Source organism: Chryseotalea sp. WA131a (genome assembly GCA_025370075.1).
GTDB lineage: Bacteria > Bacteroidota > Bacteroidia > Cytophagales > Cyclobacteriaceae > ELB16-189.
This window is the reverse complement of sequence record CP073016.1, coordinates 1,459,335-1,483,028: the sequence shown is the minus strand read 5'-3', so window position 1 is coordinate 1,483,028 and position 23,694 is coordinate 1,459,335. Positions and strand designations below refer to the sequence as shown.

The following is a 23,694-nucleotide window of genomic DNA, read 5'->3' as shown; positions in this document are numbered from 1 at the left end:
ATTTGAGAGTTGATTTATTGTTTCAATAAAAAATTTTAGTGCTTTTGATTGGGCATCGTGTGAATCACTTAAATCATCGCTATTTTAGCATCTTCAAGATTACCAATAAGAATAAACATCTAAATAGCACATCAAGGTCAATGAAGCATTTTGTATCGTGGAATGTGAACGGCATTCGTGCCATTATAAAAAAGGATTTTTTGACAAGCGTAAAGGCCATGGCACCGGATATCCTGTGTTTACAAGAGACCAAGGCAGCGAAGGAAGAAACGCTTTCTGCTCTAGAACTTCTAGCGGACTACCATGTATTTGCCAACTCCTCGAAAGCAAGAAAAGGTTATTCAGGCACGGCCATTATCACCAAAGAAGAGCCCGTGAATGTAACCTACGATATGGGCTTGGAAGAATTTGACCAAGAAGGGAGGGTGATTGCGGCCGAGTTCACCACTTATTTTGTTGTTACGGTTTATACGCCTAATTCCGGTTCTGAATTAGCGCGGTTGGATTATCGGCAATCGTGGGACAATGCCTTTCGCGATTATTTGCTTTGGTTGAATAAGCGCAAGCCCGTGATTGTTTGTGGTGATTTTAATGTGGCTCATCAGCCTCTTGATTTATCACGGCCAAAGGAGAATTACAATAAATCTGCTGGCTACATGCAGCAAGAGATTGACGGATTTACGAAGTTGTTAGAGGTTGGCTTCACCGATACCTTTCGGCACTTTTATCCTGAACAGCAAAAGTTTTCGTATTGGAATCAGGTTATTTTTGGCCGCGAAAAAAACATAGGGTGGCGCATTGATCATTTTTTAACGGCCACTTCATTACAACCAAAGATTAAGGATGCATTGATCTACAATGAATACTTTGGATCGGATCATTGCCCGGTTGGGCTTAAATTAGAGATTTAGGATTTACGATTCAGTGCTCTTAATACGATTCAGTGCTCTTAATACGATTCAGTGCTCTTAAGTTAAGACAAAAACCTCACTGATTGTTGATAATTGTTGGCTTTGAAAAATAGCAAAGCCCCCGTAAGAGAGGCTTTGCTCAGTAAAAAAAGTGTTCAAGAAATGCTATTATAAATTATTGTCATCCGACCAATTTTCAGTAAGTGTTATAAAGGGTTAATAGGTTAAAATTAAGGGGATTTTTCTATGCTTTGAAAAACACCCCCTTTAATGGCCACAAACATATCAAGCTGGATTTTATTAACCTCACGCTGGGGGGCCGATAATTTATTTCGCATGGATAACATGGATACAAAACAGATGTAGGAACCTAAATTGTTTGAAGCCATGCTGACCATAGTCATAAACTGTGTCTAAAAAACAGCCTAATAAATGTCCATTACTCCTAAACTGTTCACATTCTTTCACTTGCTTATGGATAACAGTAAAAAGTAGGTGCGCTATCAGGGCAATCCAGCCTAGGAAAAAAAAGGCTTTCGCCCCTTCTTTACTTTTAAACTGCTTTGTTCAACTTAGATGCGTTGGTGTTGCGTTGCGATTTTCGAATACCCCTCCGTACTGGCCCGTACTAGCGCAAGTCTTCCGCATGTTCGTTGGTGTGCGCGACACTTGTGCCTTAAATGTCCACATTTAAGGTTAGTGAACTGCAAATTTTTAAAAACCATTGATACGAAGCCGCTCGCTGTTCGTAAACTGCTTGATGAGTTGATCGTATGGATAACCGGGATGGATCCTTGCCTGGGCAATCCCAACCCTTCAAGGAAACTGTCGAAATCCATTTCGTCAAGCATTTTATTGAGCATGAGTACCCGACCAGGGGGTGATTTCTTAACGGGTAAATTCAATTTTATAGTCCATGTATTTTGTCAGAAAATCTGACCGAATTTAAGGCTAAAAACTCATTTTTAGGATTCGTAGATTTTGGATTGCGATTTTGAGGCTTTAAAGAGCGTGAAAAGGTAAATAAATATCTAACTTTAAGTTTTGTAAGTGTTGTCCGCACGCTGGTAAGGTGACCAGCGTGAAGGAGGGTTCATTTAAAGTCCTGTTTTGTCCACAAATACAATAACAGAATTCTTGTAACTGTCGCTAACCGGAATATTTATTCCCGCCACCACAACAATTCCGGACTGTACTCTTTCGAGGTATTTGGTATTAACAATATAAGAATGGTGTACCCGCATGAAGTAATTCGGCAAAAGGTCACCAATTCCTTTCATGCGGATATACACGAGAATTTTTCCCTTCCGTGTTTGAATGCTCACATACTCCTTAGCACCCATGATAAAAAAAATTTCTGAAAAGATAATCTTGATGAACTGTTTTCCACTTTTGACGAAGATAAATTCTTGGTCGACCGCTGAAGTGTCTTTTGTTGAATGCAAAAAGGATTGCTCAATTTTTGCCACCGACTGAGAAAATCTTTTGAAGCTAATGGGCTTAAGCAGGTAATCAATGACATAATAGGAAAAACTCGACAAGGCATGTTCGCTGTAGGCAGTGGTGAAAATAAATCTCTGAGATCGGGGTAAAATGTCGGCCATATCCATACCGCTTAGCATGGGCATGTTTACGTCTGTGAAAATAACATCCACGGCTTTTTTCTTCCGTAAAAATTCAAGTGCCTCTACAGCATCCGAAAATGTTCCCTTCAAATCCAATAAGAGCGTTCTGCCGATGTAATCTTGCATCAAATGCAAGGCATTGGGCTCGTCATCTACGATTATACAACTAAAGCTCATGAATTGGAAAATTGACCTTGCAAAAATAAAAGTCTTCCACCACCCTTGCACTTACTTCGTAGTTATTTCCATAATATAAACTTAATCTCTTCTTAAGATTGGCAATGCCAATCCCACCAGCGTATTCTTGTTCAGTTGTTAATACTAACCTATTTTGTGTCTCAAAGTACAATCGTCCCTGGTTCACCTTCAGATGCAGTCGGATAATGTTCACCTGACTTCTTTTATCAATCCCGTGTTTAAAAATATTTTCTACAATCGGCATTAACAACAAGGGATGTATCCCAATGCCATTTAAAACTCCTTCCAACTTAAATTCAACTTCTATCTCATTCTTCACCCGAATACGCTCCAATTCAATATAGCTCTTCAACAACTCAATCTCACTTTCCAACATCACCTTTTCCCGTGGGCTCTCTTCAATAAAATAGCGCATGATTCCTGATAGTCGCTCAATCAGATCCGCTGCTTCGGGAGATTTTTTTTGAGCCACATAGTAAATATTGTTGAGTGTGTTAAACAAAAAGTGGGGTTGCAACTGTTGTTTCAACAAACCTAACTCTGCTTTAACCCTTTCAGCCTTTGCTGTTTCCTGAGCATTGCTTAGGCGAAAATAATTCATCGCAAGGATAAACAAGATGCTAACAAGAAATACCAGTATGACGTTGATACCGTTGGACAAAATCATATTTCTGGTAGGGTTTACTTTATCAGCAGAAAAAAAAGTGTTTTGAATGTACAACGAAAAGTAGATGTCACCGAAATTTAAGACTACCAGCAAGACAATAGCTAATAACGTATAAACAAAATACTTTTTGGCCAAAAAGAATTGTGGAATCAACCAGCCTGCATGCACATAAATAATAATCATATATACACATAAACTGATGATGGAATAGGCAAGCCCCTGAAGCCAGGGCTTGTATTGCAATTTATTTAGGAACATCAGGAGAAAAACCACCAGCCAGGTAACGCCTTGCAATAAAAATAGATTGTTTGGTGTTGGCTTTTGATTCATTTATGAACAAAAGTAACAATTTAAATTTCTATCGAAACAATTACAATGGGTTGGCATTTTTCTCAACCGTTCATTGTTTTATGCCTAACTGTTGAATATCCAAGATTAAGGGTTGAATATTTTTTCCTATTCAAATCTTTTAAAATAATTTTACAATATGATTAAAAACAAAATACAGCCGATGTTAAAATATTTCATTGCCATTACTCTCACCCTCGCAGGATCAAGTCTATTTGCCCAAAATGAAACCAAACGATATCTAGGCAAACACTTTGGCGATCATCCAAATGTGGAATATTTCATTGAAAAGAAGTTAAGTAAGAAAGCCAATATACTTACTTATGAAGAGATACGCTACGACCGCAATCAAATACGAACGGCAACTTATTTTTCGTATAGGCATGTGGTAAAATTAACCGTAACAGATAACGTTCCTGTTGTTGTGTATGATAGTGCTGCTGCAGCCTCCGGTGAATTCGTATTTTCGGTTACTGTTAAAGGCGACTCCCTGATTGACAATACTGGTAAGTTATTTCCAAAGGCTGGGAAAGGTGACCCGCTAACATTTACTTCCTTCGAAGGATTGGAACTCTATTTGAGGTATAATCCTCCCACTCGAAATTTTCAGGTTGATTTCAACTATTTGGATGAGGCTCCAAAATTCTTTAGACCTTTTAGAATGAAAACCATTGGGGAGATTAAGATCGCAGTTTCAGACCAATACATTGCTGATTGTTATGAGCTAGCAGTCTTCTCTTTGGATAGTAGCAACGTAGCTGATGGGAAACTATACATTGACAAGAGTACCTACGAGGTAGTTAAGAAAGAATACATTGTGCATGAAAAAACGGATGCAGCCATGGGGGATGTAAAGAGTGTAGCGAACGAATTGATGGTGTCAACTAATTATGAAATTGATTTAAGTTCAATAGCTACGCCCTCTGCATCTGACTATGTAGAAGCAGCCTTCACTAAGATAAATCGAAATGGAGACTACAATGAGGCTCTGAAAATAATCGATAAGGCTTTGGACAATAACATATCATTCGATTTGATTCAAGCTCGCTTGCGAATTATGACGAATCAAAAGACAAGCACAGAAACGATCAAGTTTCTGAAAGCTTATTGGGACAACAGCAATTTAACGGCCATGGATTTGCACCGATTAGGGAGGTCGTTTTTAAGGGATGGTAAAATTGATATGGCCACAGAAATCTTTGAGCATAATGCCCGAAAGCACTCAAGCAACTACGTCACATTGGTAGGTTTGGCGCGGGTATATAGTGTGAAAGGCGAACTTAAAAAAGCGAAAGACCTTTTAGAGCAATCCCTAAAGTTAGACATGGACGAAGGAAACAGAACCAATATTAAAAATAACATCATGCGCCTAAGCAAAGGAGAGAAAATGTTATAGTTCTCACAGGAAGTTGTTCAATATTAACTCGGGGATACCTCTAAAAACTCAAAACTAGTTATTAAAAACAATGGCGCGAGTTCATGGATAAATAAGAAAAATACTCCATCTTCAAATGATGCCCATGAACAACACCATTAATACCCCACGTGGCTCTGTGCAATTCACCACATGGGTGCCAAGACCAAGAATGTACTATGGTGGCCCAGTTTCACCGAGCGTAAAATATCCTTTCACAATCGTTTTCAGTAACGATAGCAGTGTGTTGGTGAAAGCCAAAATTGATATTTCGGAAAAGAACCATGTGATCAAAACGAAGATCATAAGAAAAAAGTAGTGATCAAACCCATTGACACCAAAGAGATTTACCGAATTGATGATGCAGGTTTTAAAATAGCTGGAATGCCTACTGATAGTTGTTGGTTATTTCTGGCAGTGAAGGGCAAGATCAATGGCTATTCTTATTTGGCGGAAAAAGGTACTGGCAGTTTGATCGCCATTCAAAAAGGGGAGGGGGCACCCATTCTTCCATTGAACAAAACCAATTTGGAAGATATGGTTGCCGACAATCCGGAGGCATTGAAGTTTGCGAAGAAGAAGAAATTGGAGAAATCCATCACCACTTTTAACAAATAGTGTTTTAATGTCAAGATCAAAAAAAATATTCCTTGCCATAGGCGCACTTTTCCTACTAGGAGTCGTCTACTTCAGTTACGATGTTAGCTCCCGTACTACTTTTCCGGGTTCGAAATCGCAACTAAAAGAGAGACTTAAAAAGCAGTATTTCAAAGAAGATTCTGCGGCAATTGATAGCGCCAGAGCAACCCATCGGCCATAAAAGCAATTTGATCTAAACTTATCCATTAACCGGTTCAGTTTTGAAGATTATTTACCAAATGTACTTTTGAATAAGGTTAAAAAGTAATCTAGAAAGAAAACAAGAGGTTACGAGATTCCTGCCTCTTGTTTAGTTGAATTTTTCTGACACTACCAAATCTTTGCTTCCAGCCTTGTATTGATAAAACCCAGAGCCTGACTTTACGCCCGTTGTACCTGCTTGCACCATATTCACGAGTAGTGGACATGGCGCGTACTTCGGGTTGCCAAAGCCATCCTGCAATACTCGCAAAATCGACAAGCAGATGTCTAACCCAATAAAATCGGCCAATTGAAGCGGCCCCATGGGGTGGGCCATACCCAGTTTCATCACGGTATCAATTTCTTCTACGCCTGCTACGCCTTCGTACAAAGAATAAATTGCTTCGTTTATCATGGGTAGCAAAATACGGTTGGCAACAAATCCCGGGTAATCGTTTACTTCCACAGGAATTTTCCCCAGCTTTTTCGAAAGTTCCATTATCGTTTGTGTAGTTTCGTTGCTGGTGCTGTAGCCACGAATGACTTCCACCAACTTCATAATGGGTACCGGGTTCATAAAGTGCATGCCAATCACGTTGGCCGGACTTTTTGTTACCGAAGCAATTTTGGTAATGGAGATAGAAGAGGTATTAGAAGCCAGGATTGTTCCCGGTTTGGTGTTCTCATCCAGATCTTTGAAGATTTTTAGTTTTAGGTCAATGTTCTCGGTAGCCGCCTCTACCACAAGCTCCACTTCTTTAATCCCCTCTTTTAAGAAGGTGGTGGTAGAAAGATTGGCCAATGTTTTTGATTTTGTATCAACAGTAATGGTTCCTTTTTCTACTTGGCGCGAAAGGTTTTTGTCGATGGTCGCCATTGCCTTTTTCAAGGCATCTTCCGAAAGATCGATGATGGAAACTTGGAAACCATTTTGGGCAAAAACGTGCGCAATGCCGTTGCCCATAGTGCCCGAACCAATGACTGCAATTTTTTGCATAAACAGGAGTTAAATTACTTACTTAATTTTGTTGACGCGCAAAGATAGAATTTCAAGGATGCCCGAGAAACAGAAATCAAGGATTAAAAATTTATCGACACGGTATCTTGCTTTTTATAAACGAAGCGTACCTACCCTAATTGTTTGTGCGATGGGTTCTCTTTTCTGGCTCGGTTATGTGGAATATAATGAGGACGGACGCCTTTCGCATTTGTTTATGCCATTAAACCTTTCCTATTTGGCTTACATTTGGTGGATGGTTAACAAAAGAGTGTTTCATGTAGAGTTTGATTCCGATTTTATGTATGTTATTCAACAAAATCACGACTTGGTAATTCCCCTTGAAAATATCAAAGACGTGAACTTGATTTCCTTAGGTGGAGTCTATCAAGTCGATTTATATGCAAAAGAATTGTTTGGCGATAAATTTTACTTTAAGCCTTCGTTGCTTTATCCCTTTAATCACAAAAAGAAAGAAGCCGTAGTAGATATCCTATGGAGCAACATTGAAAAAGCCAAAAGGAAGAAACAGGATTTTCAGCGGAATGCATTGATGAGCTAAAAAAAAAGCGGATAGAGTATAAGAGTCAGGATTTAGAATAGATTGTTACTCCACCACTACCTCCTTCGCAAACCCCATCGCATTAAATCGCAGCGATAACTTTAGCGAAGTCGAGTCACTGCCGCACTCTTTGCCGGGTGTAAGCAAGTAATGAAAAAACTTTTGGTTGCGTTTGTATAACTCATTTTGGTCGGGGCGGCCAAGGAGCTTTACAATAGCATCTTGCGAGAGACCTTTCAGTTTATCTTTTTGGCTTGTTAGAGATTTAAGATTTAACGCCCGTTCACCGAGACATCCGTTTTTGTCGTTCCTCCATTTTTCTAAATCAAGGTTATCAAAAGCGGGCAATGGTTTGCCACAAGAAATCAATACAAGAAAAACAAAGCCTAGGACTTTTGTTTGATTGCAAAAACATTTTGTATTTATGAACGCACAAGTTTTTTCCCCCTCTCCATTCGGAGAGGGGGTCTTCGCAAGAATTATTTGAGAGAACTTTGCGGGGGTGAGGTGGTGGAGGTTCAAGGTATTTGCGTTTACTTTGTGGTCGCATTCAAAAGTACACACATGGCACTGAAGATTACAAAGGCAGTTTGGTTCTTTTCGTTGATTATTTTTTTGGCTGTATTTTTTTACAACTATGCAGGCTTGGGCGAGTCAGTAACCATTTATGAATCAACCCAACCTTTAACACTTTCTAAAGAATTGTTGTTCTACTTGTTTATCGCTATGGTGGTGATAATGAACTTGTTCGTGTTTTTGGTAAACAAGATTTATCCAGCCACAGCAGCTGAATTTAAAGTTTGGTTTTATGGTCTCATTATTACGTTCAACATTTTTTTTACGATTGCTATTAACTACATCAGCCTTTACAACAGCGCAGAAAAATTTGACTACCAGCGCATTGGCGTTATTATCTATGGCAGTTTGATTTTAATTCTTGCTTGGTTGGTGGCGTGGCCACTGTTTTCTATAACGAGAAAATATCTTTTTAAATAAGCAATTCACTTGTGCCCCTTTATCATTTGATTATCAATTAATTGGCATGCTTCATTTAATAAATTTTTGCAGGTAATGCGTTCAATGCAAGGATTGAAATGCAAACAAAAATTACGTTCTTGGGTGCGCTGAAAATTTTAACATAGATTTTATTCAGCACCCGTTTCTGATAACGGAATTTTTTCAACTTTGCGCGATTTTATTTTATGGCTAAAGACACGATTGAATACAACGAGTCGAGCATTAAGTCGCTCGACTGGCGCGAACACATTCGCTTGCGCCCCGGCATGTACATTGGCAAGTTGGGCGATGGCTCGGCCAAAGACGATGGCATTTATGTGCTGGTGAAAGAGGTGATTGACAACTGTATTGACGAACACATGATGGGCTACGGCAAAACCATCGATGTGAAAATTACCGACCAACATGTAATGGTGCGTGACTACGGTCGCGGTATTCCGCTCGGCAAGGTGGTAGATGTGGTTTCTAAAATCAATACTGGCGCGAAGTACGATTCGGGTGCGTTTCAAAAATCAGTGGGGTTGAATGGTGTGGGTACCAAAGCCGTGAATGCGCTCTCCAACTATTTCAAAGTCCAGGCTTTCCGCGATGGGCAAACCAAACTAGCGGAGTTTAAAAAAGGTGTGCTAACGGCCGACCCGAAGGTGACCAAAAGCGATGAAAAGAACGGAACGCTGGTGGAGTTTGAGCCGGACAACACGATGTTTAAGAGCTATCACTTCATCCCCGAGTATTTGGATGACTTGATGTGGAACTATGCGTTCTTGAATGCGGGATTGACCATTAACTATAACGGTCGCAAATTCTATTCGAAGGACGGTCTGCTCGATCTATTGAAACAGAAATCAGATGCCGAAGAAATTCGCTACCCAATCATCCACTGCAAAGGAGATGATATTGAATATGCCTTGACGCATGGCAATCAATATGGCGAAGAGTATTATAGTTACGTAAACGGACAAAACACCACACAAGGAGGCACGCACTTGGCCGCTTTCCGCGAAGGCCTTGTGCGTGGCGTGCGCGATTTCTACAAAAAAGATTTTGATGCGGCCGATATACGGGCCAGCATCGTAGGGGCGATTGCGGTGCGCGTACAAGAGCCTGTGTTTGAGTCACAGACCAAAACCAAACTTGGTTCCATCAACATGGCGCCAGAAGGCGGGGCGAGTGTTAAGAATTTTGTGGGCGATTTTGTAGCGAAGGAACTGGAGATTTTTCTCCACAAAAACCCAACCGCTGCAGATGCACTGCAAAAGAGAATTTTGCAATCGGAGCGAGAACGTAAAGAAATTGCTGGGATCAAAAAATTGGCCAACGAGCGCGCCAAGAAAGCAAACCTTCATAACAAAAAACTTCGCGATTGCCGCTTTCATTTTGATGACGCTAAAGGAGAGAAGGGAACCGAATCGATGATTTTTATTACAGAAGGGGATTCGGCCAGCGGCTCCATTACCAAATCGCGCAATGTAGAAACCCAAGCCGTATTCAGCTTGCGCGGAAAGCCATTGAATTGCTACTCCCTCACTAAAAAAGTGGTTTACGAAAACGAAGAATTCAATCTGCTTCAACACGCACTCAATATTGAAGATGGATTGGATGGACTTCGTTATAACAAAGTAATCATCGCCACGGATGCTGATGTGGATGGTATGCATATTCGCTTGTTGTTGATGACGTTCTTTTTGCAGTTCTTCCCGGATTTGGTGAAAGCCAACCACGTATATGTGTTAGAAACTCCGCTGTTCCGGGTGCGGAATAAAAAGGAAACCATTTATTGCTACAGCGAAGAAGAAAAGCAAGCGGCTGTTGCCAAACTGGGCAGTAAGCCTGAGATTACTCGATTCAAAGGTTTGGGTGAAATTTCCCCTGATGAATTTGGAACGTTCATTGGCGAAAGCATCCGCTTGCAACCCGTGTTGTTAAATAAGGAAAGTCACCTCGCCAAGTTATTGGAATTCTACATGGGCAAAAACACTCCCGATCGACAAGATTTTATTATTGATAATTTGAGAATAGAATTGGATAAAGTAGAGACCAAGGAAGAGGTAGTGGCGATTGAAGAATAGTATTTAGGATTTTAATTGAACGGAAGAATGGCTAAGAAGCAAATACCCAACGAAACAACAGATAAAGATGGCAACGTGCACTCCATCGCCATTGATGGCATGTACGAAAACTGGTTTTTGGATTACGCCTCGTATGTAATTTTAGAGCGTGCGGTACCGCGCATTGAAGATGGTCTGAAACCCGTGCAACGCAGAATTGCCCATGCCATTAAAGAAATGGACGATGGCCGTTTCAACAAGGTGGCCAACGTAATTGGTAGCACCATGCAATATCATCCCCACGGTGATGCTGCCATTGGTGAAGCGATTGTAAACATTGGTCAGAAGGATTTATTGTTGGATACGCAAGGTAACTGGGGCGATGTGCGCACGGGTGATAGTGCTGCGGCTCCTCGCTACATTGAAGCTCGCCTTTCCAAATTCGCATTGGATGTGGTGTACAATCCACAAACAACGGAGTGGCAACTATCCTACGATGGAAGAAAGAAAGAACCCGTTACGCTGCCGGTAAAATTTCCGTTGTTGTTGGCACAGGGAGTAGAAGGTATTGCTGTGGGGCTGTCAACAAAACTCCTTCCTCATAATTTTTGTGAGTTGATAAAAGCTTCCATCGATGTCTTGAAGGGCAAAAACCCAAAAATTTATCCTGACTTCCCGACAGGTGGCATTGCTGATGTAGTCGAATACGACCAAGGCTATCGAGGAGGTAAGGTAAAAGTACGCGCCAAGATTGAAATCGTTGATAAGAAAACGTTGGTCATCCGCGAGATACCGTTTGGAACAACCACAGCATCGTTGATGGATTCCATTGTGAAGGCAAGTGAGAAGGGAAAAATCAAAGTGAAGCAAGTGGTGGACAATACCGCCAAGGATGTGGAGATCGCGGTAAGCTTGCAACCCGGCATTTCACCAGAAATTGCTATTGATGCGCTGTATGCGTTTACCGATTGCGAAGTTTCAATATCACCCAACGCCTGCGTGATTGTGGAAGATAAGCCACACTTCATGAAGGTGAATGAAATTTTAAAATACAACACCGAACAAACGGTGAAACTGCTCAAACAAGAGCTCGAAATAAAGAAGAGCGAGTTGATGGAGAAGATTTTGTTTTCGTCACTTGAGAAAATCTTCATCGAGAAAAGAATCTATCGCTCCATTGAAGAAATTGACACATTTGAAGAGGTAATCAGTACTGTTGACAAAGGATTGAAGCCTTTCAAAAAGCAGTTCTATCGCGAGATTACCCGTGATGATATTCTTCGGTTGTTGGAAATTCGCATCAAGCGCATTTCAAAATACGATTCGTTTAAGGCCGATGAGGTGATGCGCGATTTAGAGAAGGAGTTGAAAGAAACCCTTCATCATTTAAAGCACCTTACCGATTTTGCCATAGCTTATTATCAGAACTTATTAGACAAATATGGCAAGGGTCGTGAGCGAAAAACGGAGCTGAAGAGTTTTACTTCGGTGGCCGCTACAGAAGTAATTGCCAACAATCAAAAATTGTATGTCAATCGCGAAGATGGTTTTATTGGGTGGGGATTAAAAAAAGATGAATTTATTGCCGACTGTTCGGAGCTGGACGATGTGATTGTTATCCGCAGAGATGGCAAAGCCAAAGTAAGCCGCATCAACGAAAAAGTTTTTATGGGCAAAGATATTTTGCACGTTGGCATTTGGCGAAAGGGCGATGAGCGCATGATTTACAATTTAATTTACAGCGATGGAAAAAGCGGAGCCACCTTTGCGAAACGTTTTGCCATGCCTGCCATTACCCGCGACAAAGAATATGATTTGGACCAAGGCAATCCAAACAGCAAAGTTCATTACCTCAGTGCCAACCCAAATGGTGAAGCCGAAGTAGTAGAAGTGAAATTGAGTCAGTCAAGCTCAGCCCGCAAGAAGATTTTTGATTTCGATTTTTCGGAATTGGAAATCAAGGGACGAGGCGCGCGTGGCAATACCATTACGAAATACCCTGTGCGTAAAGTGGATTTTAAAGAGAGCAGAGGGTCAACCCTGAGTGGATTAAAGTTGTGGTTCGACCAAGCCTCCGGCCGACTGAATAAAGATGAGCGTGGAAAATACGTCAACAAATTTGATGGTGAAGATAAAATCATCGCCATTACCTCCAGTGGCAATTATAAGATTACAAGTTTTGAAACCACCAATCGCTACGAACCTGAGAAAACCATTTTGGTAGAGAAATTCAATCCAAAAAAAGTAATCTCAGCCATTTATTGGGATGGTGAGAGCAAGCAGCATTTTGTAAAGCGCTTTTTGATTGAGACCACCACTCCCGATAAAGAATTTGGATTTATCAGCGAAGGCATTGGTTCTCGATTGGAATTTGTCACTACGGCCGAAACACCAGAGGTTGAAATTGAAATGGTGAAAGGAAAAGGCAAGGAGAAAGAAAGTGAAGTGGTGAATTTGGAAGAGATTGTAGATGTAAAGGGATGGAAAGCACTGGGCAACCGACTCTCGCAATACAAAGTAACCAAGGTCAAGCCATTGGAAGAGCCTGAAGATGCTTCAGCCAGCCCAGACGATGACGAGGCGACCGGAACCGACAAGGGTACTGACCCCGATAGCAATCGGGGAAAAAAAAAATCCTTGACGAAGAGCCAGTTGTTGAAGAAGACGGACAAACAGCCCTCTTCGGGGAGCCAAAGGAAAAGCCCCAAGGGCCGCTCGTCAACGGTCAGCCCCCAAAAGCAAAAGCCCCAACCAAAGAGGTCAAACAAGCAGACCTCTTCAGCGAAGGCAAAGAAGAAAAAGAGGTAAAGCCAAAGAAGGAGGACGACAAGGGCTACACGCCTGGTGAAACGGTGGATTTGGATTTATAATTATCAACTTGGTTTTAATTTCAAGGTACTTTTTTCTTCAGGAGAATCAATAACTTAAGTTCTAATGCATAGCATTAGAAAGGTTTAGAATAAAACTTGCTGCGAGGTGCTCATTTTCATCAATTTACATGATGATTGAAATTCTCTAATGCATAATGTAGGTTTAATGTTTGAAAATAGGCAATCATACCATTGTCTTCTTTTGAGTGGTATCGACATTTGTAACACCCATTTTTGAGCTTCCTGCTCAAGCCAACTCTCTAACGCAAAGCGGTTGAACCCAAAATCTGGGATTAAGAACCTGGCCTCGCATCCATCACCTCGGCCATTGCCTGATCGGCTCGTTTGCTCACCATGGGCAGCTTGTCCATCCCGTGTACCTCTAGCATATACACTCCAAAATCTTCGGTCACCTTACCTTTCAGCTCATAAAACCCTCTTCCCCGAAAGGGAAACTTGCGTGCGGAATCGGGGAAGTGCACGGTATCAAAAACGTTACCCTCCACATCGTAAAAAGTGCCGAATGCCATGTGTTCTTTTGTCTTCATGGTGGAAGCACTTTTGGTGGTCACGATGTATCCTACCATGCAAACCTGTTTTCCCTTTTTCGTGGTAAGCTCAACCGCGCGCGTGTCTCCATAATTTTGGGTGGCCAGCAAATCAAATGGATTACATAGCGGAAACCCCAGCAGTTCAATTTCATCGAAGGCATCTTCTAACGGATTATGTTTTAATTCGGGCAATGGAAATTCCTTAGGCTCGGTATCAAACAAATCAATGGTGGTGGTGGGTTTCGATTTTGTACTGCTGAAGTAGAGCATCGATTCCCACAAGAGTTGTTGTTTGGTTTTTCCCGTAAAGCGGAAAGACCCCAAGCGAATCAGTATTCGCAATTGCTCCAACCCAATGCCCGGATTTCTCCGTAGAAAATTGTCTAAACTTTTATATGTACCTTTTTTTTGCCGCTCGTGCGGAATGGCCTGCGCTACTTTTGATTCTAAACTTTTGAGGTGGATGAAGCCAATGTAGATTTCATCGCCCTCGATGGTGGTGAGGTATTCGCTGTGGTTGACACACGGTGCGTTTATTTTTCCACCGTTCATTCGGGCTTCGTGAAAATAAAACTCCGTTCGGTAGAAGCCACCAAAATTATTGATCACACCCACCATGAACTCTAACGGATAGTGCGCCTTCAAAAAAAGGCTCTGGTAACTTTCCACTGCATAGCTGGCCGAGTGGCCTTTGGCAAACGAGTAGCCGGCAAAACTTTCAATTTCAAACCAAACCCGGTTGGTGACTTTTGGACCGTAGCCACGCGCTGCGCATCCTTCAAAAAAGCGATCTTTCACCCTCTGAAATTCTTCGCGCGAGCGGTACTTGCCCGACATGCCTCTTCGCAACACATCGGCTTCAGTAAGCGTGAGCCCTGCAAAGTGGTGGGCCACGCGAATCACATCTTCTTGGTACACCATCACGCCATAGGTTTCGCGCATCAGATCATCCATGATGGGGTGAATCGATTCATACGTGCCTCCTTTTTGTGTGATGTGAAATCGCTCGATGTAGGCCTTCATCATGCCCGAACTGGAAACACCCGGCCGAATGATGGAACTGGCCGCCACCAGCGTGAGGTAATCGGAGCAACGCAACTTGCCCAACAGCATGCGCATCGCGGGCGACTCCACATAAAAGCAACCCATGGCCTTGCTGTTGCGCATCAGGTCTTTGATTTTTTCGTCTTTCTTAAATTCTTTGAACTGATGCACATCTACATCAATCGATTTATTTTTCTTCACCAACCGCACGGCATCTTTGATATGGCCCAGCCCGCGCTGACTTAAAATATCAAATTTGTAAAGCCCGAAGTCTTCGGCCGCATGCATTTCAAATTGCGATACGGGCAAACTTTTAGGTGGGAACTCGGTGGCTGTATATTGATAAATTGATTTTTCGGTGATGAGTACACCGCCCGCGTGAATGGAAATATTGGCAGGCAGTTCTTTGGCGACAATGTAATCCGCATAGCCCATTACCTTTTGTGCGATGTGGTCGCGCTCCATGTCTTGTTTGCGGCCTTCTACCAGTTGGTCAATTTCTTCTTTAGGCAAGCCAAATACTTTGCCCAATTCGCGAATAATGGATTTACCTTGGTAGGTGACGTGCGTGCCCAACAGACAAACATGGTCGTAGCCGTATTTGTTGAAAAAATATTCGTACACGGCATCGCGGTTGTCCCACGAAAAGTCAATATCAAAATCAGGAGGCGATACGCGTTCTTCGTTCAGAAAACGTTCAAAGTACAAATCCAATTCAATGGGGTCTACATTGGTGATTCCGAGGCAATAGGCTACCGTGCTGTTGGCGCCACTGCCGCGCCCCACAAAATCGTAGCCGTTCTTTTTTGCAAAACGAACCAAGTCATAGGCGATCAGGTAATAGGCGGTGAAGCCTTTTTTGGCAATGATGCGAAGTTCTTTTTCGATGTGCGACTCCCAAACGGAAAGATTGTTGCCAAAACGCCACGCATAGCCTTTGGCGGTTTCGGCTCTCAAAAATTTTAGATCTTCTTTTTGACTGTGCGTAAAGAATTTTTTGTTTTTGTCTTCGCCCAAAGCGCACTCTATCGAACATTGATCGAGCAGCGATTGAGCATTGAGAACGAGATCAAGAAAATGCTCAAACTGTTTTTTCAATTCCTCTTCGGGCAGCATGTACTCTTCTTTGTGCGCCTGAAAGTGTTCGGGCAATTTGCTTAACAAGGTGTTGTGCGCAATGCACCGCAGCAAGCGATGGGTGTTGTGATCGCGGTAAATGATTTTCTCTTTTTTTGTTTTTGGTTGTACAGCGCGCTCGGGCGGAAGAAAAGTAACGGGGTGCAACGCCACAAATTTGTATGCATAGTCTTCGCGCTGTGGATGCATAGTAAAGGCATGTAAATCATGTAAGGCCACGCCAATGTATTCGTTGGCTTTCAGTTGGTCGGGTTCGATTTTGCCAAACGGATAAATGACAAGTACTTGATCAAACTCGGGCGCGCGCGTAGGCAATATTTTTGCTTCGCGGTTATGAAAAGACAAAAATCGGTTGATGACCTCAAAGCCTTTATTGTTTTTGGCGATGGCAATGTAATCGGGTGTGGCCGATTTGATGTCTGAACGAAAGTCGATGCCTACGGCTATACTCAACCGGTGCGCTGGCTTTCCGTATTTCGTAAGCCCATTTTCTTGCGGATAGTTTTCATGGCACAGGCGCAGCATCTCCAAATACGAAGACACATTATTGATTTCGGTAAGTGCTAGTTTGTGAACGCCACAACGCCTAGCTTCCTCAAAAAGCGTTTTGATCGGCAGCGTGCCGTATTTAAAACTGAAGCCCGTGTGGCAGTTGAGGTACATGATGCAATTTGAAGATTTGAAAATGCGTTGATTTGAAAATTTCAATCTCGTTGGTCTGTTTCAACGTGAGGGCACAGATCGAATTTAATTTACTTGTGCCGATGGCCGATTTGATGTTTGGATCAAGCCGCTACTCTATTCCTCGGTCTGTGTCCTCACAGACCGAAATTATCAAAATCGCTTTCTGTAATCGGTGGTTATATTAAATTCATCGATTCCAGTCTCATAAAATTTTGCCGAAGACCATTTGTAATCTTCTGGCTTGCTAGCCAAAGTTCCAATGCTCTTGTAAGGGATTGAGGTGGAGGTAGTCCAATTTTTGCTCTACTTTTCCTTGTGAGTCCATGCACACAGCCAAAGGATCGCGTTGCCAAAATCGATGCTTTCTCTCCTTATCGTTTTCGACATAATCTAACAAACAGGGAGAATCCTTTGCGCGAAGTGCTTTTAAAAATTGATGGCTGGTAAATTTATTGAAACTGGCATGGGGCATTTCTTTTCCATTCATTCCAATCATCTCCCAAATGATGTGCAAATGATTGGGCATAATAACAAAGCCATAGATGATTATTTTATTTCGATTCACTAATTCCTTCCAACAATTAATGATTGTGCTTTTATATGATTCTTCTTTAAGCAAGCACTTCCAATCTTTGATGGTATCTGTCCAAAAATAGACTTCGCCAAGCAGCATCTTTGAATTTCGGATACCGTATTTCATCTCTTTTTCTGTCAATGGATTTATCATAATCATTCATTTTTAAGTTTCGGTCTGTGAGGACACAGACCGAGGTTAGTTCATCAAATTCTTCGTCACCTTTCCTTTAAACATATTCATCTCCATCCGCACGCGCTTGCTCACATCAAGCGTGGTGGCGCGCACCAATTTTTCTACACCATGTTTGTGTTTGATAAAATCCATGGCCTCGTATAGGTTGATGTCTTCTTCCGTGTCGTCAAACAAACTGATTTGATGATTGCCCTGCACAAGGTTGCTTAGCCGAACACCTACCAGGCGAATCAACATTCTGCGGTTGTAGAGTTTATCGAATAGTTCTTGCGTCACGCGCAAAATAATGTGGTCTGATGAAGTGTACGGGACATGGATTTGCTTTGTCTCGGTATCAAAATTGGAGTAACGGATTTTTACGGTGATGCACGAGGTCAATTTTTTTTGCTCGCGCAGTTGAAATGCTACTTTCTCTACCATCGCAATCAAAATGGATTTTAACCGCTTCACGTCAATGGTGTCGGTTTCAAAAGTAGATTCAGTGGAAATCGATTTTTGTTCGGTGTATGACACCACGGGCGTGTCGTCAATGCCGTGTGCTTTGTTCCACAAACTGATGCCATTTTTGCCAAAGGCACTGGTCAAAAATTTTAGGGGCATTTCCCGTAAGGTGGCCACGGTGCGCACGCCCATGTCGTAGAGAAAAGTAGAAGTCTGCTTTCCTACCATTGGAATTTTTTCGATGGAGAGTGGAGCCAAAAAATCTTTTTCCGCCCCGGCCGAAATCTGTTTTTCGGCATTTGGCTTAAACTCGGCTGTGGCTACTTTTGATACGAGCTTGTTTACCGACAGGGCCATCGAGATGGGCAGGCCACTTTCTTTGATGATTTTTTTGCGCAACTCAACCGACCATTTAAATGTGCCGAAGAAGCGATCCATGCCGCTGGCATCAATATAAAACTCATCGATAGAAGCTTTTTCAAAAAGCGGTGCCCGATCGGCAATTACCTCGGTAACCAAATGGGAGTATTGACTGTAGGCCTCCATATCGCCCGAAATCACTTTTGCATCGGGGCAAAGTTGCAATGCCAAATACATGGGCATGGCCGAGTGTACCCCAAACTTGCGTGTTTCGTAGCTGCAGGCCGCCACCACCCCGCGCCTGCTGGCACCGCCAATAATAAGAGGCACTTTGTTTAGTCGGGGGTTTTTGGCTCGCTCAACGGCCACAAAAAAGGCGTCCAAATCCATGTGAATAATGCTGCGATCCATTGTACAGCAATACTAAATATTTTAGTATTATAATGACAATAATTTTAGATATTATTACTAGAAAATTATACTAAATATTGATAATCAATTACTTATATAATTATAAAATTTATTTTGGATTAGTGCCCTGCCTTCGCTCTATTCGCCTAAGCTTAATGGCAAATTGAATGTCTTGCAGTTTAGGAATCATTAACACTGTACCGCTACTTGTATCCCAGTCCTAATCCATATTTTTGGTAGATGACTAGAGTATTGTTGTTTTGGTTAGCGTTAGTTATAACGGTTTCTTGCAAGAAAGCGGAAAATAAGTACCTGCACAGCGTTGGCTACATTGACCCAGCTACTTCATTGGGCGATAAAGATTTTAAAACTTGTAGCGATATGATTTTTGAATACTACAATTCAGAGCCAGATGCTGGATACAAGCATGGTAAAAATATTTTGCGTGATTCTGTAAAAACAAAATACAATTACAAGGGAAATGATTCAGGCTACTTGACGTTTCGTTTTGTGGTAAATTGCAAAGGACTGGCGGGGCGATACCAAATTGTTGAAAATGACCTTGATTTTAAACCAAAGCAACTCAATCAAGATTTAGTTCAGCACTTGTTTACAATCACACAAGAATTGAAAGATTGGAAGCAACTTGTATGGGAGAAAGAGCCAAGAGATTATTACATGTACATAACCTACAAATTACAAGATGGTAAGATCATCGAAATTTTGCCTTAATCTATTGCCCTTGTTTTTTCTTTTAAGTTGTCAACCTTCTGATGACTATAAGGATTATTCAGCGGTTGAAAGAAAAAAGATGTCAGTCGAGTATTTGGAGAATGCCGAGAAGAATTTTGGACAAGGAACTCCAGCGTGTATGAATTTAATTGAGGCAGCTCTTCAATTAGACCCGAATAATGCGGCTGCTTGGCGCGAGCTTTCTGTACCTTATCTTAAGCGTGGCCTTCCCCATGAATGGAAACCCCTTTTTGATAAAGCGGTAGAGCTTGACCCTGTAGCTTGGCAAGGATGGCGCGGTTACCTGAAATTGTTTTTCTATCGCGATTATGAATCGGCCATCGCAGATTTTAATGCCACCGACACCCTAACGCCCAACTTTACCGATTATCCGCAAAGCATGAGTGTTGACTACCAACGAGGCCTTGCTTATTTCCAATTAAATGAAAAAGAGAAAGCATTGGATTACTATACACGATACATTAATGAAGTAACGGCCAAAAGCGGAGAAGATTGGGTAGATGTGAATGCCTTTGTTCATCGCGCCATTGTGTATATCAAAATGGAAGATTATGAAAAGGCAAAATCCGATTTGGAAAAATGCCTGAAGTATTATTCCTCATCAGCGGATGCCTACTATCATTTAGCCGTCATCAACTTACAAACAGGCAACCATGCTCTTGCCAAGGAGCATATCGCCAAAGCAAGGCTACTATTCGAAAAAGATGCTTACATGCACCGACCCTATGTTGAGGTGTTTGGGCAGATTTATTTATCTGATATTGTAAATCTGGAGAGCAAGCTCCCGAGTGACACAGACCTATCTCGGTAAATTTCAAAGTAATTTAAAAATTAATTTTATTGATAATCAATAACTTAAAAATTTTTTACTAATCATTGTTATTTTACTAAACACTGTTTATAAATCTCCCGTATACTTGCACCATGGGAGTGAAAGAGCGCAAAGAACGAGACCGCCAAGAAATGCGGGACCAGATTTTAAAATCTGCCCACCAACTTTTTTTGGCCAAGGGTTTCGACCAAATCAGCATACGAAATATTGCCGAGGCCATTGAGTACAGCCCCGCCACTATCTATCTCTACTTCAAAGACAAGAACGAAATCTTCCATGCATTGCATAAGCAAGGTTTTGGTATGTTGAATCAGTCATTTCAGCCGCTTACACAAATTGCCAATCCGTTTGAGCGACTGAACGAAATGGGCAAGGCTTACATTCAATTTGCTACCTCCAATCCTGAAGTATATGATTTGTTGTTCATTCGAACAGAACCCATGGAACATTTAGCCACTTGTTTGGATGACCACTGGACGGAGGGTGATCGTGCATTTGATGTGCTCTTGCAAACAGTGAAAGGTTGTCAACAGCAAGGATACTTTGTTGGCCTTGATACACAAAACATGGCCATGTTGATCTGGAGCTTTATTCACGGCTTATGCGCATTGGGTATTAGTAAACATATATCGCATGTAAAAGAAGCCCGCGATAACCAACTGGTGGTTGATGAAATTATGAAAAACACTTACCACACGTTTCAAGCGATGATGGAGCGATTGAAGGACTAAAGAAATTTAAGATACAACTAAACACTATTAAGTGAATTAAAGATGAATACCAGAAGCTACATTTTTACATTCGTGCTGTTGATAGTCAGTCTGCAGCTATTGGCTCAATCCTCCATTTTAGATCAATACATTCAGGAAGGCCTGAAGAGCAACTTGCAATTGCAGCAAGAGCAATTGAATTATGAGAAGAGTGTAGATAACCTCGGCTTGGCTCGCGCCTTATTTATGCCACAGATCTCGGCCGTTGCTAATTATACGCTGGCGGGCGGTGGTCGTAAGATTCAGTTTCCGGTAGGCGACTTGTTAAATCCCGTATATACGACCTTAAATCAACTGACAGGCACTTCGGCATTTCCGCAGATCGCCAATGTGAACGAACAATTCTTACCCAATAATTTTCACGAAACAAAACTGCGCGTAATCCAACCACTTTTCAACCCTGAAATTTATTTCAACTACAAAGCGCAAAAAGAATTGATCACCGTGCAGCAAGCACAAAAAAATGTTTATCAAAACGAACTGAAATACAACATTACTTCTGCTTACTATCAATACCTACAAAGTGAAGAGGCGTTAACCATATTGAACAAAACAAAAATTCTTTTACAGGAATTACTTAAAATAAATACTCGCTTGGTGGCTAATGCCAAAGCTACCAAAGATGTGGTGCTGTCTACCGAATATGAACTCAGCAAAATCGATCAACAGATTGCGGAAAACCAAAAGAACAACCAAGTGGCACGTTCCTATTTTAATTTTTTGTTGAATCGCGAGTTGGAAGCCCCTATCATCAAAGACACTACGATGGTTTCAACAGCTCAAGTCAATCAAAATTTGAATGACCTTACAGATGAAGCCATCAAAAACAGACAAGAAGTAAAACAACTAGAAGGAGGCATGCGAGCCAACGAAGAATTAGTAGGTCTACAAAAGGGAAATGCTTGGTTGCCCAAGATAAATGCCGTGGGCGATATTGGTTACCAAGGTTTTCAATACAAGTTCGACCAGCCCCAACAATTTTATTTAGTGCAGTTTGGTCTGAGTTGGGATATTTTTAAAGGCGGAGAAAAACGCATGCGCGTGCAACAAGCCCGCATCGATCAATCGGTGCTGGAAAACAAAATGCAGCAATTGAAAAAGCAGATTGAGTTGCAAGTCATTCAAGCTTATTATGAATTAGAAACATCGCGCCAAGCGTTGGCCTCCTCGCAAAGTGGCGTGCGCAGTACCGAAAAATCGTTCCAAATTATCCGTAGCAAGTACAATGAAGGCCAAGCGATTTTATTGGAATACTTAGATGCGCAAAATAAATTAACTACTTCTAGTTTAACGCAATCCATCAATTATTACGAACTGCTTCGTAAAGAGGCAGCCTTACATAAAACATTATCGAACTTATAATCTTCAATTTTTATGAAAAAGAACTACTTCCTTTTATTAGTCCCGGTTTCACTGGCTGCGTTGTTTTTTGCTTGCAGTGGTGAAAAGAAAGAAACCGCAAAGTCGGTAGTGGACGACTCGGCCATTGCAGTCAAACTGGTAAACGTAGAGCAAGACGAATACAGTCTGCCCGTCATTAGTTCTGGTTTAATCAGCACCGAAACCGAATCGCGACTTTCATTTAAAGTGCCGGGCATCATCACCAAAATTTATGTGAAAGAAGGCGATGCCATTACCAAAGGCCAGTTGCTGGCTTCGCTCGATTTAACCGAAATAGATGCGCAAGTGAGCCAAGCGAAAAATGCGATGGAAAAAGCCACGCGCGATTTCGAGCGCGGTCAACGCTTGTTCAAAGATTCGGCTGCCACGCTGGAGCAAATCCAAAACCTCCAAACTGCTTTCAATGTATCGCAAGAAAGTTATCGTATTGCTTCTTTCAACAAACAATATTCTACCATTCATGCATTGGCTTCGGGCCGAGTGATTAAAAAATATTTGAACGAAGGCGAGTTGGCTTCTCCAGGCGTGCCCGTGTTAGTGGTCAACACATCTGCGCAAAACAACTGGATAGTTAAAGTTGGTTTGCCTGATGTGGATTGGGTGCGCGTGAAGACGGGAGACAAAGTAACCATTACCACAGATGCGTATCCAAACACGGAATTGCAGGGTGAATTGACGGCCGTTAACGAAGGTTCGGAATTGGTAACAGGTTTATACCAAGCCGAAGTAAAAATAAATGCAGATGGGAAAAAGTTGGCATCTGGACTTTTTGCAAAAGTCAAAATCCAACCATCCAGTAAGCAAAAACTGTGGAGTGTGCCGATTGAGTCATTGGTGGAAGGGCAAGGAAAAACAGCCAGTGTGTTTGTTGTTCAATCGGATAATAAATCGGTGAAGAAAGTGACGGTGCAAGTTGCCTACTTAGAAAATAAGAAAGCATTTATTGCTGCTGGCTTAGAGAATATCACCCAAGTTGTGGAAGCTGGCTCTGCCTTCTTAACAGAAAATTCTGTTGTCAGCATTGCCAAAAATTAATTTCTAAAA

At 41.7% G+C, this 23,694-nt stretch carries 19 protein-coding genes and 1 pseudogene; 13 read left to right on the top strand and 7 right to left on the bottom strand.

What is annotated here, in order from left to right; genetic code table 11:
• The first annotated feature begins 140 nt into the window (after positions 1 to 140).
• Positions 141 to 911, top strand: a complete 771-nt coding sequence (gene xth / locus KA713_06675) for an exodeoxyribonuclease III (GenBank protein ID UXE68259.1) — start codon at positions 141 to 143, stop codon at positions 909 to 911.
• Between the two features lie 1,097 nt (positions 912 to 2,008).
• On the opposite strand, the gene KA713_06670 is transcribed toward xth, so the two are convergent.
• Complete coding sequence (locus KA713_06670; GenBank protein ID UXE68258.1) at positions 2,009 to 2,713, bottom strand: response regulator transcription factor; 705 nt, start codon at positions 2,711 to 2,713, stop codon at positions 2,009 to 2,011.
• Positions 2,703 to 3,731: a histidine kinase gene (locus KA713_06665; GenBank protein ID UXE68257.1), complete on the bottom strand. Its 1,029-nt coding sequence runs from the start codon at positions 3,729 to 3,731 to the stop codon at positions 2,703 to 2,705. The genes KA713_06670 and KA713_06665 overlap by 11 nt, the downstream gene beginning before the upstream one ends.
• A gap of 157 nt (positions 3,732 to 3,888) precedes the next feature.
• Here KA713_06665 and KA713_06660 point away from each other — a divergent pair, with 157 nt between their 5' ends.
• The 3 genes from KA713_06660 (at position 3,889) to KA713_06650 (ending at position 5,781) form a co-directional block, all read left to right on the top strand.
• The gene (locus KA713_06660; protein ID UXE68256.1) at positions 3,889 to 5,145 is read left to right on the top strand and encodes a tetratricopeptide repeat protein; all 1,257 of its coding nucleotides are present in this window, start codon (positions 3,889 to 3,891) and stop codon (positions 5,143 to 5,145) included.
• Between the two features lie 124 nt (positions 5,146 to 5,269).
• Positions 5,270 to 5,482, top strand: a complete 213-nt coding sequence (locus tag KA713_06655; protein ID UXE68255.1) for a hypothetical protein — start codon at positions 5,270 to 5,272, stop codon at positions 5,480 to 5,482.
• Complete coding sequence (locus tag KA713_06650; protein UXE68254.1) at positions 5,482 to 5,781, top strand: hypothetical protein; 300 nt, start codon at positions 5,482 to 5,484, stop codon at positions 5,779 to 5,781. The genes KA713_06655 and KA713_06650 overlap by 1 nt, the downstream gene beginning before the upstream one ends.
• 331 nt (positions 5,782 to 6,112) lie before the next feature.
• On the opposite strand, the gene KA713_06645 is transcribed toward KA713_06650, so the two are convergent.
• Positions 6,113 to 7,000, bottom strand: coding sequence for a 3-hydroxybutyryl-CoA dehydrogenase (locus KA713_06645; GenBank protein UXE68253.1), 888 nt, complete (start codon positions 6,998 to 7,000; stop codon positions 6,113 to 6,115).
• Between the two features lie 151 nt (positions 7,001 to 7,151).
• On the opposite strand from KA713_06645, the gene KA713_06640 reads away from it, so the two are divergent.
• Positions 7,152 to 7,562 (top strand): hypothetical protein, encoded by a 411-nt coding sequence (locus KA713_06640; GenBank protein UXE68252.1) that lies wholly within the window; start codon positions 7,152 to 7,154, stop codon positions 7,560 to 7,562.
• 45 nt (positions 7,563 to 7,607) lie between these two features.
• Here the strand turns inward: KA713_06640 and KA713_06635 are convergent, their stop codons facing one another.
• Entirely contained in the window at positions 7,608 to 7,910 is a 303-nt protein-coding gene (locus tag KA713_06635; GenBank protein ID UXE68251.1) for a hypothetical protein, read from the bottom strand.
• A gap of 216 nt (positions 7,911 to 8,126) precedes the next feature.
• On the opposite strand from KA713_06635, the gene KA713_06630 reads away from it, so the two are divergent.
• The 3 genes from KA713_06630 to KA713_06620 all read left to right on the top strand — a co-directional run bounded on the left by KA713_06630 (position 8,127) and on the right by KA713_06620 (position 13,435).
• The gene (locus KA713_06630; protein ID UXE68250.1) at positions 8,127 to 8,558 is read left to right on the top strand and encodes a hypothetical protein; all 432 of its coding nucleotides are present in this window, start codon (positions 8,127 to 8,129) and stop codon (positions 8,556 to 8,558) included.
• 206 nt (positions 8,559 to 8,764) lie between these two features.
• Entirely contained in the window at positions 8,765 to 10,648 is a 1,884-nt protein-coding gene (locus tag KA713_06625) for a type IIA DNA topoisomerase subunit B (protein UXE68249.1), read from the top strand.
• 27 nt (positions 10,649 to 10,675) lie between these two features.
• The gene (locus KA713_06620; GenBank protein UXE68248.1) at positions 10,676 to 13,435 is read left to right on the top strand and encodes a DNA gyrase/topoisomerase IV subunit A; all 2,760 of its coding nucleotides are present in this window, start codon (positions 10,676 to 10,678) and stop codon (positions 13,433 to 13,435) included.
• A gap of 355 nt (positions 13,436 to 13,790) precedes the next feature.
• Here the strand turns inward: KA713_06620 and KA713_06615 are convergent, their stop codons facing one another.
• The 3 genes and pseudogenes from KA713_06615 to dinB form a co-directional block, all read right to left on the bottom strand.
• Positions 13,791 to 16,892 carry a DNA polymerase III subunit alpha gene (locus KA713_06615; protein ID UXE68247.1) on the bottom strand — a complete coding sequence of 1,034 codons (3,102 nt, stop codon included), beginning with the start codon at positions 16,890 to 16,892 and terminating at the stop codon, positions 13,791 to 13,793.
• A 171-nt stretch (positions 16,893 to 17,063) separates the two neighbouring features.
• Positions 17,064 to 17,586, bottom strand: a pseudogene (locus KA713_06610) (transposase).
• 99 nt (positions 17,587 to 17,685) lie between these two features.
• Positions 17,686 to 18,894 carry a DNA polymerase IV gene (gene dinB / locus KA713_06605; GenBank protein UXE68246.1) on the bottom strand — a complete coding sequence of 403 codons (1,209 nt, stop codon included), beginning with the start codon at positions 18,892 to 18,894 and terminating at the stop codon, positions 17,686 to 17,688.
• 240 nt (positions 18,895 to 19,134) lie between these two features.
• Here dinB and KA713_06600 point away from each other — a divergent pair, with 240 nt between their 5' ends.
• The 5 genes from KA713_06600 (at position 19,135) to KA713_06580 (ending at position 23,685) form a co-directional block, all read left to right on the top strand.
• Entirely contained in the window at positions 19,135 to 19,626 is a 492-nt protein-coding gene (locus KA713_06600) for a hypothetical protein (GenBank protein ID UXE68245.1), read from the top strand.
• 79 nt (positions 19,627 to 19,705) lie between these two features.
• Positions 19,706 to 20,458 (top strand): tetratricopeptide repeat protein, encoded by a 753-nt coding sequence (locus KA713_06595; GenBank protein UXE68244.1) that lies wholly within the window; start codon positions 19,706 to 19,708, stop codon positions 20,456 to 20,458.
• Between the two features lie 113 nt (positions 20,459 to 20,571).
• Positions 20,572 to 21,210: a TetR/AcrR family transcriptional regulator gene (locus tag KA713_06590; protein UXE68243.1), complete on the top strand. Its 639-nt coding sequence runs from the start codon at positions 20,572 to 20,574 to the stop codon at positions 21,208 to 21,210.
• A 42-nt stretch (positions 21,211 to 21,252) separates the two neighbouring features.
• Positions 21,253 to 22,611: a TolC family protein gene (locus tag KA713_06585; protein ID UXE68242.1), complete on the top strand. Its 1,359-nt coding sequence runs from the start codon at positions 21,253 to 21,255 to the stop codon at positions 22,609 to 22,611.
• A gap of 12 nt (positions 22,612 to 22,623) precedes the next feature.
• A complete protein-coding gene (locus KA713_06580; GenBank protein UXE68241.1) occupies positions 22,624 to 23,685 on the top strand; it encodes an efflux RND transporter periplasmic adaptor subunit in 1,062 nt (353 codons plus the stop codon).
• Positions 23,686 to 23,694 lie beyond the last annotated feature (9 nt).

Excerpts from the sequence above, each read along its gene's own strand:
- KA713_06665 (UXE68257.1), bottom strand. The coding sequence starts at position 3,731 with ATGAATCAAAAGCCAACACCAAACAATCTATTTTTATTGCAAGGCGTT.
- KA713_06640 (UXE68252.1), top strand. The coding sequence starts at position 7,152 with ATGGGTTCTCTTTTCTGGCTCGGTTATGTGGAATATAATGAGGACGGA.
- KA713_06630 (UXE68250.1), top strand. The coding sequence starts at position 8,127 with ATGGCACTGAAGATTACAAAGGCAGTTTGGTTCTTTTCGTTGATTATT.
- KA713_06660 (UXE68256.1), top strand. The coding sequence starts at position 3,889 with ATGATTAAAAACAAAATACAGCCGATGTTAAAATATTTCATTGCCATT.
- xth (UXE68259.1), top strand. The coding sequence starts at position 141 with ATGAAGCATTTTGTATCGTGGAATGTGAACGGCATTCGTGCCATTATA.
- KA713_06595 (UXE68244.1), top strand. The coding sequence starts at position 19,706 with ATGTCAGTCGAGTATTTGGAGAATGCCGAGAAGAATTTTGGACAAGGA.
- KA713_06620 (UXE68248.1), top strand. The coding sequence starts at position 10,676 with ATGGCTAAGAAGCAAATACCCAACGAAACAACAGATAAAGATGGCAAC.
- KA713_06590 (UXE68243.1), top strand. The coding sequence starts at position 20,572 with ATGGGAGTGAAAGAGCGCAAAGAACGAGACCGCCAAGAAATGCGGGAC.
- KA713_06585 (UXE68242.1), top strand. The coding sequence starts at position 21,253 with ATGAATACCAGAAGCTACATTTTTACATTCGTGCTGTTGATAGTCAGT.
- KA713_06670 (UXE68258.1), bottom strand. The coding sequence starts at position 2,713 with ATGAGCTTTAGTTGTATAATCGTAGATGACGAGCCCAATGCCTTGCAT.
- KA713_06645 (UXE68253.1), bottom strand. The coding sequence starts at position 7,000 with ATGCAAAAAATTGCAGTCATTGGTTCGGGCACTATGGGCAACGGCATT.
- KA713_06655 (UXE68255.1), top strand. The coding sequence starts at position 5,270 with ATGAACAACACCATTAATACCCCACGTGGCTCTGTGCAATTCACCACA.
- KA713_06625 (UXE68249.1), top strand. The coding sequence starts at position 8,765 with ATGGCTAAAGACACGATTGAATACAACGAGTCGAGCATTAAGTCGCTC.
- dinB (UXE68246.1), bottom strand. The coding sequence starts at position 18,894 with ATGGATCGCAGCATTATTCACATGGATTTGGACGCCTTTTTTGTGGCC.
- KA713_06600 (UXE68245.1), top strand. The coding sequence starts at position 19,135 with ATGACTAGAGTATTGTTGTTTTGGTTAGCGTTAGTTATAACGGTTTCT.
- KA713_06615 (UXE68247.1), bottom strand. The coding sequence starts at position 16,892 with ATGTACCTCAACTGCCACACGGGCTTCAGTTTTAAATACGGCACGCTG.
- KA713_06580 (UXE68241.1), top strand. The coding sequence starts at position 22,624 with ATGAAAAAGAACTACTTCCTTTTATTAGTCCCGGTTTCACTGGCTGCG.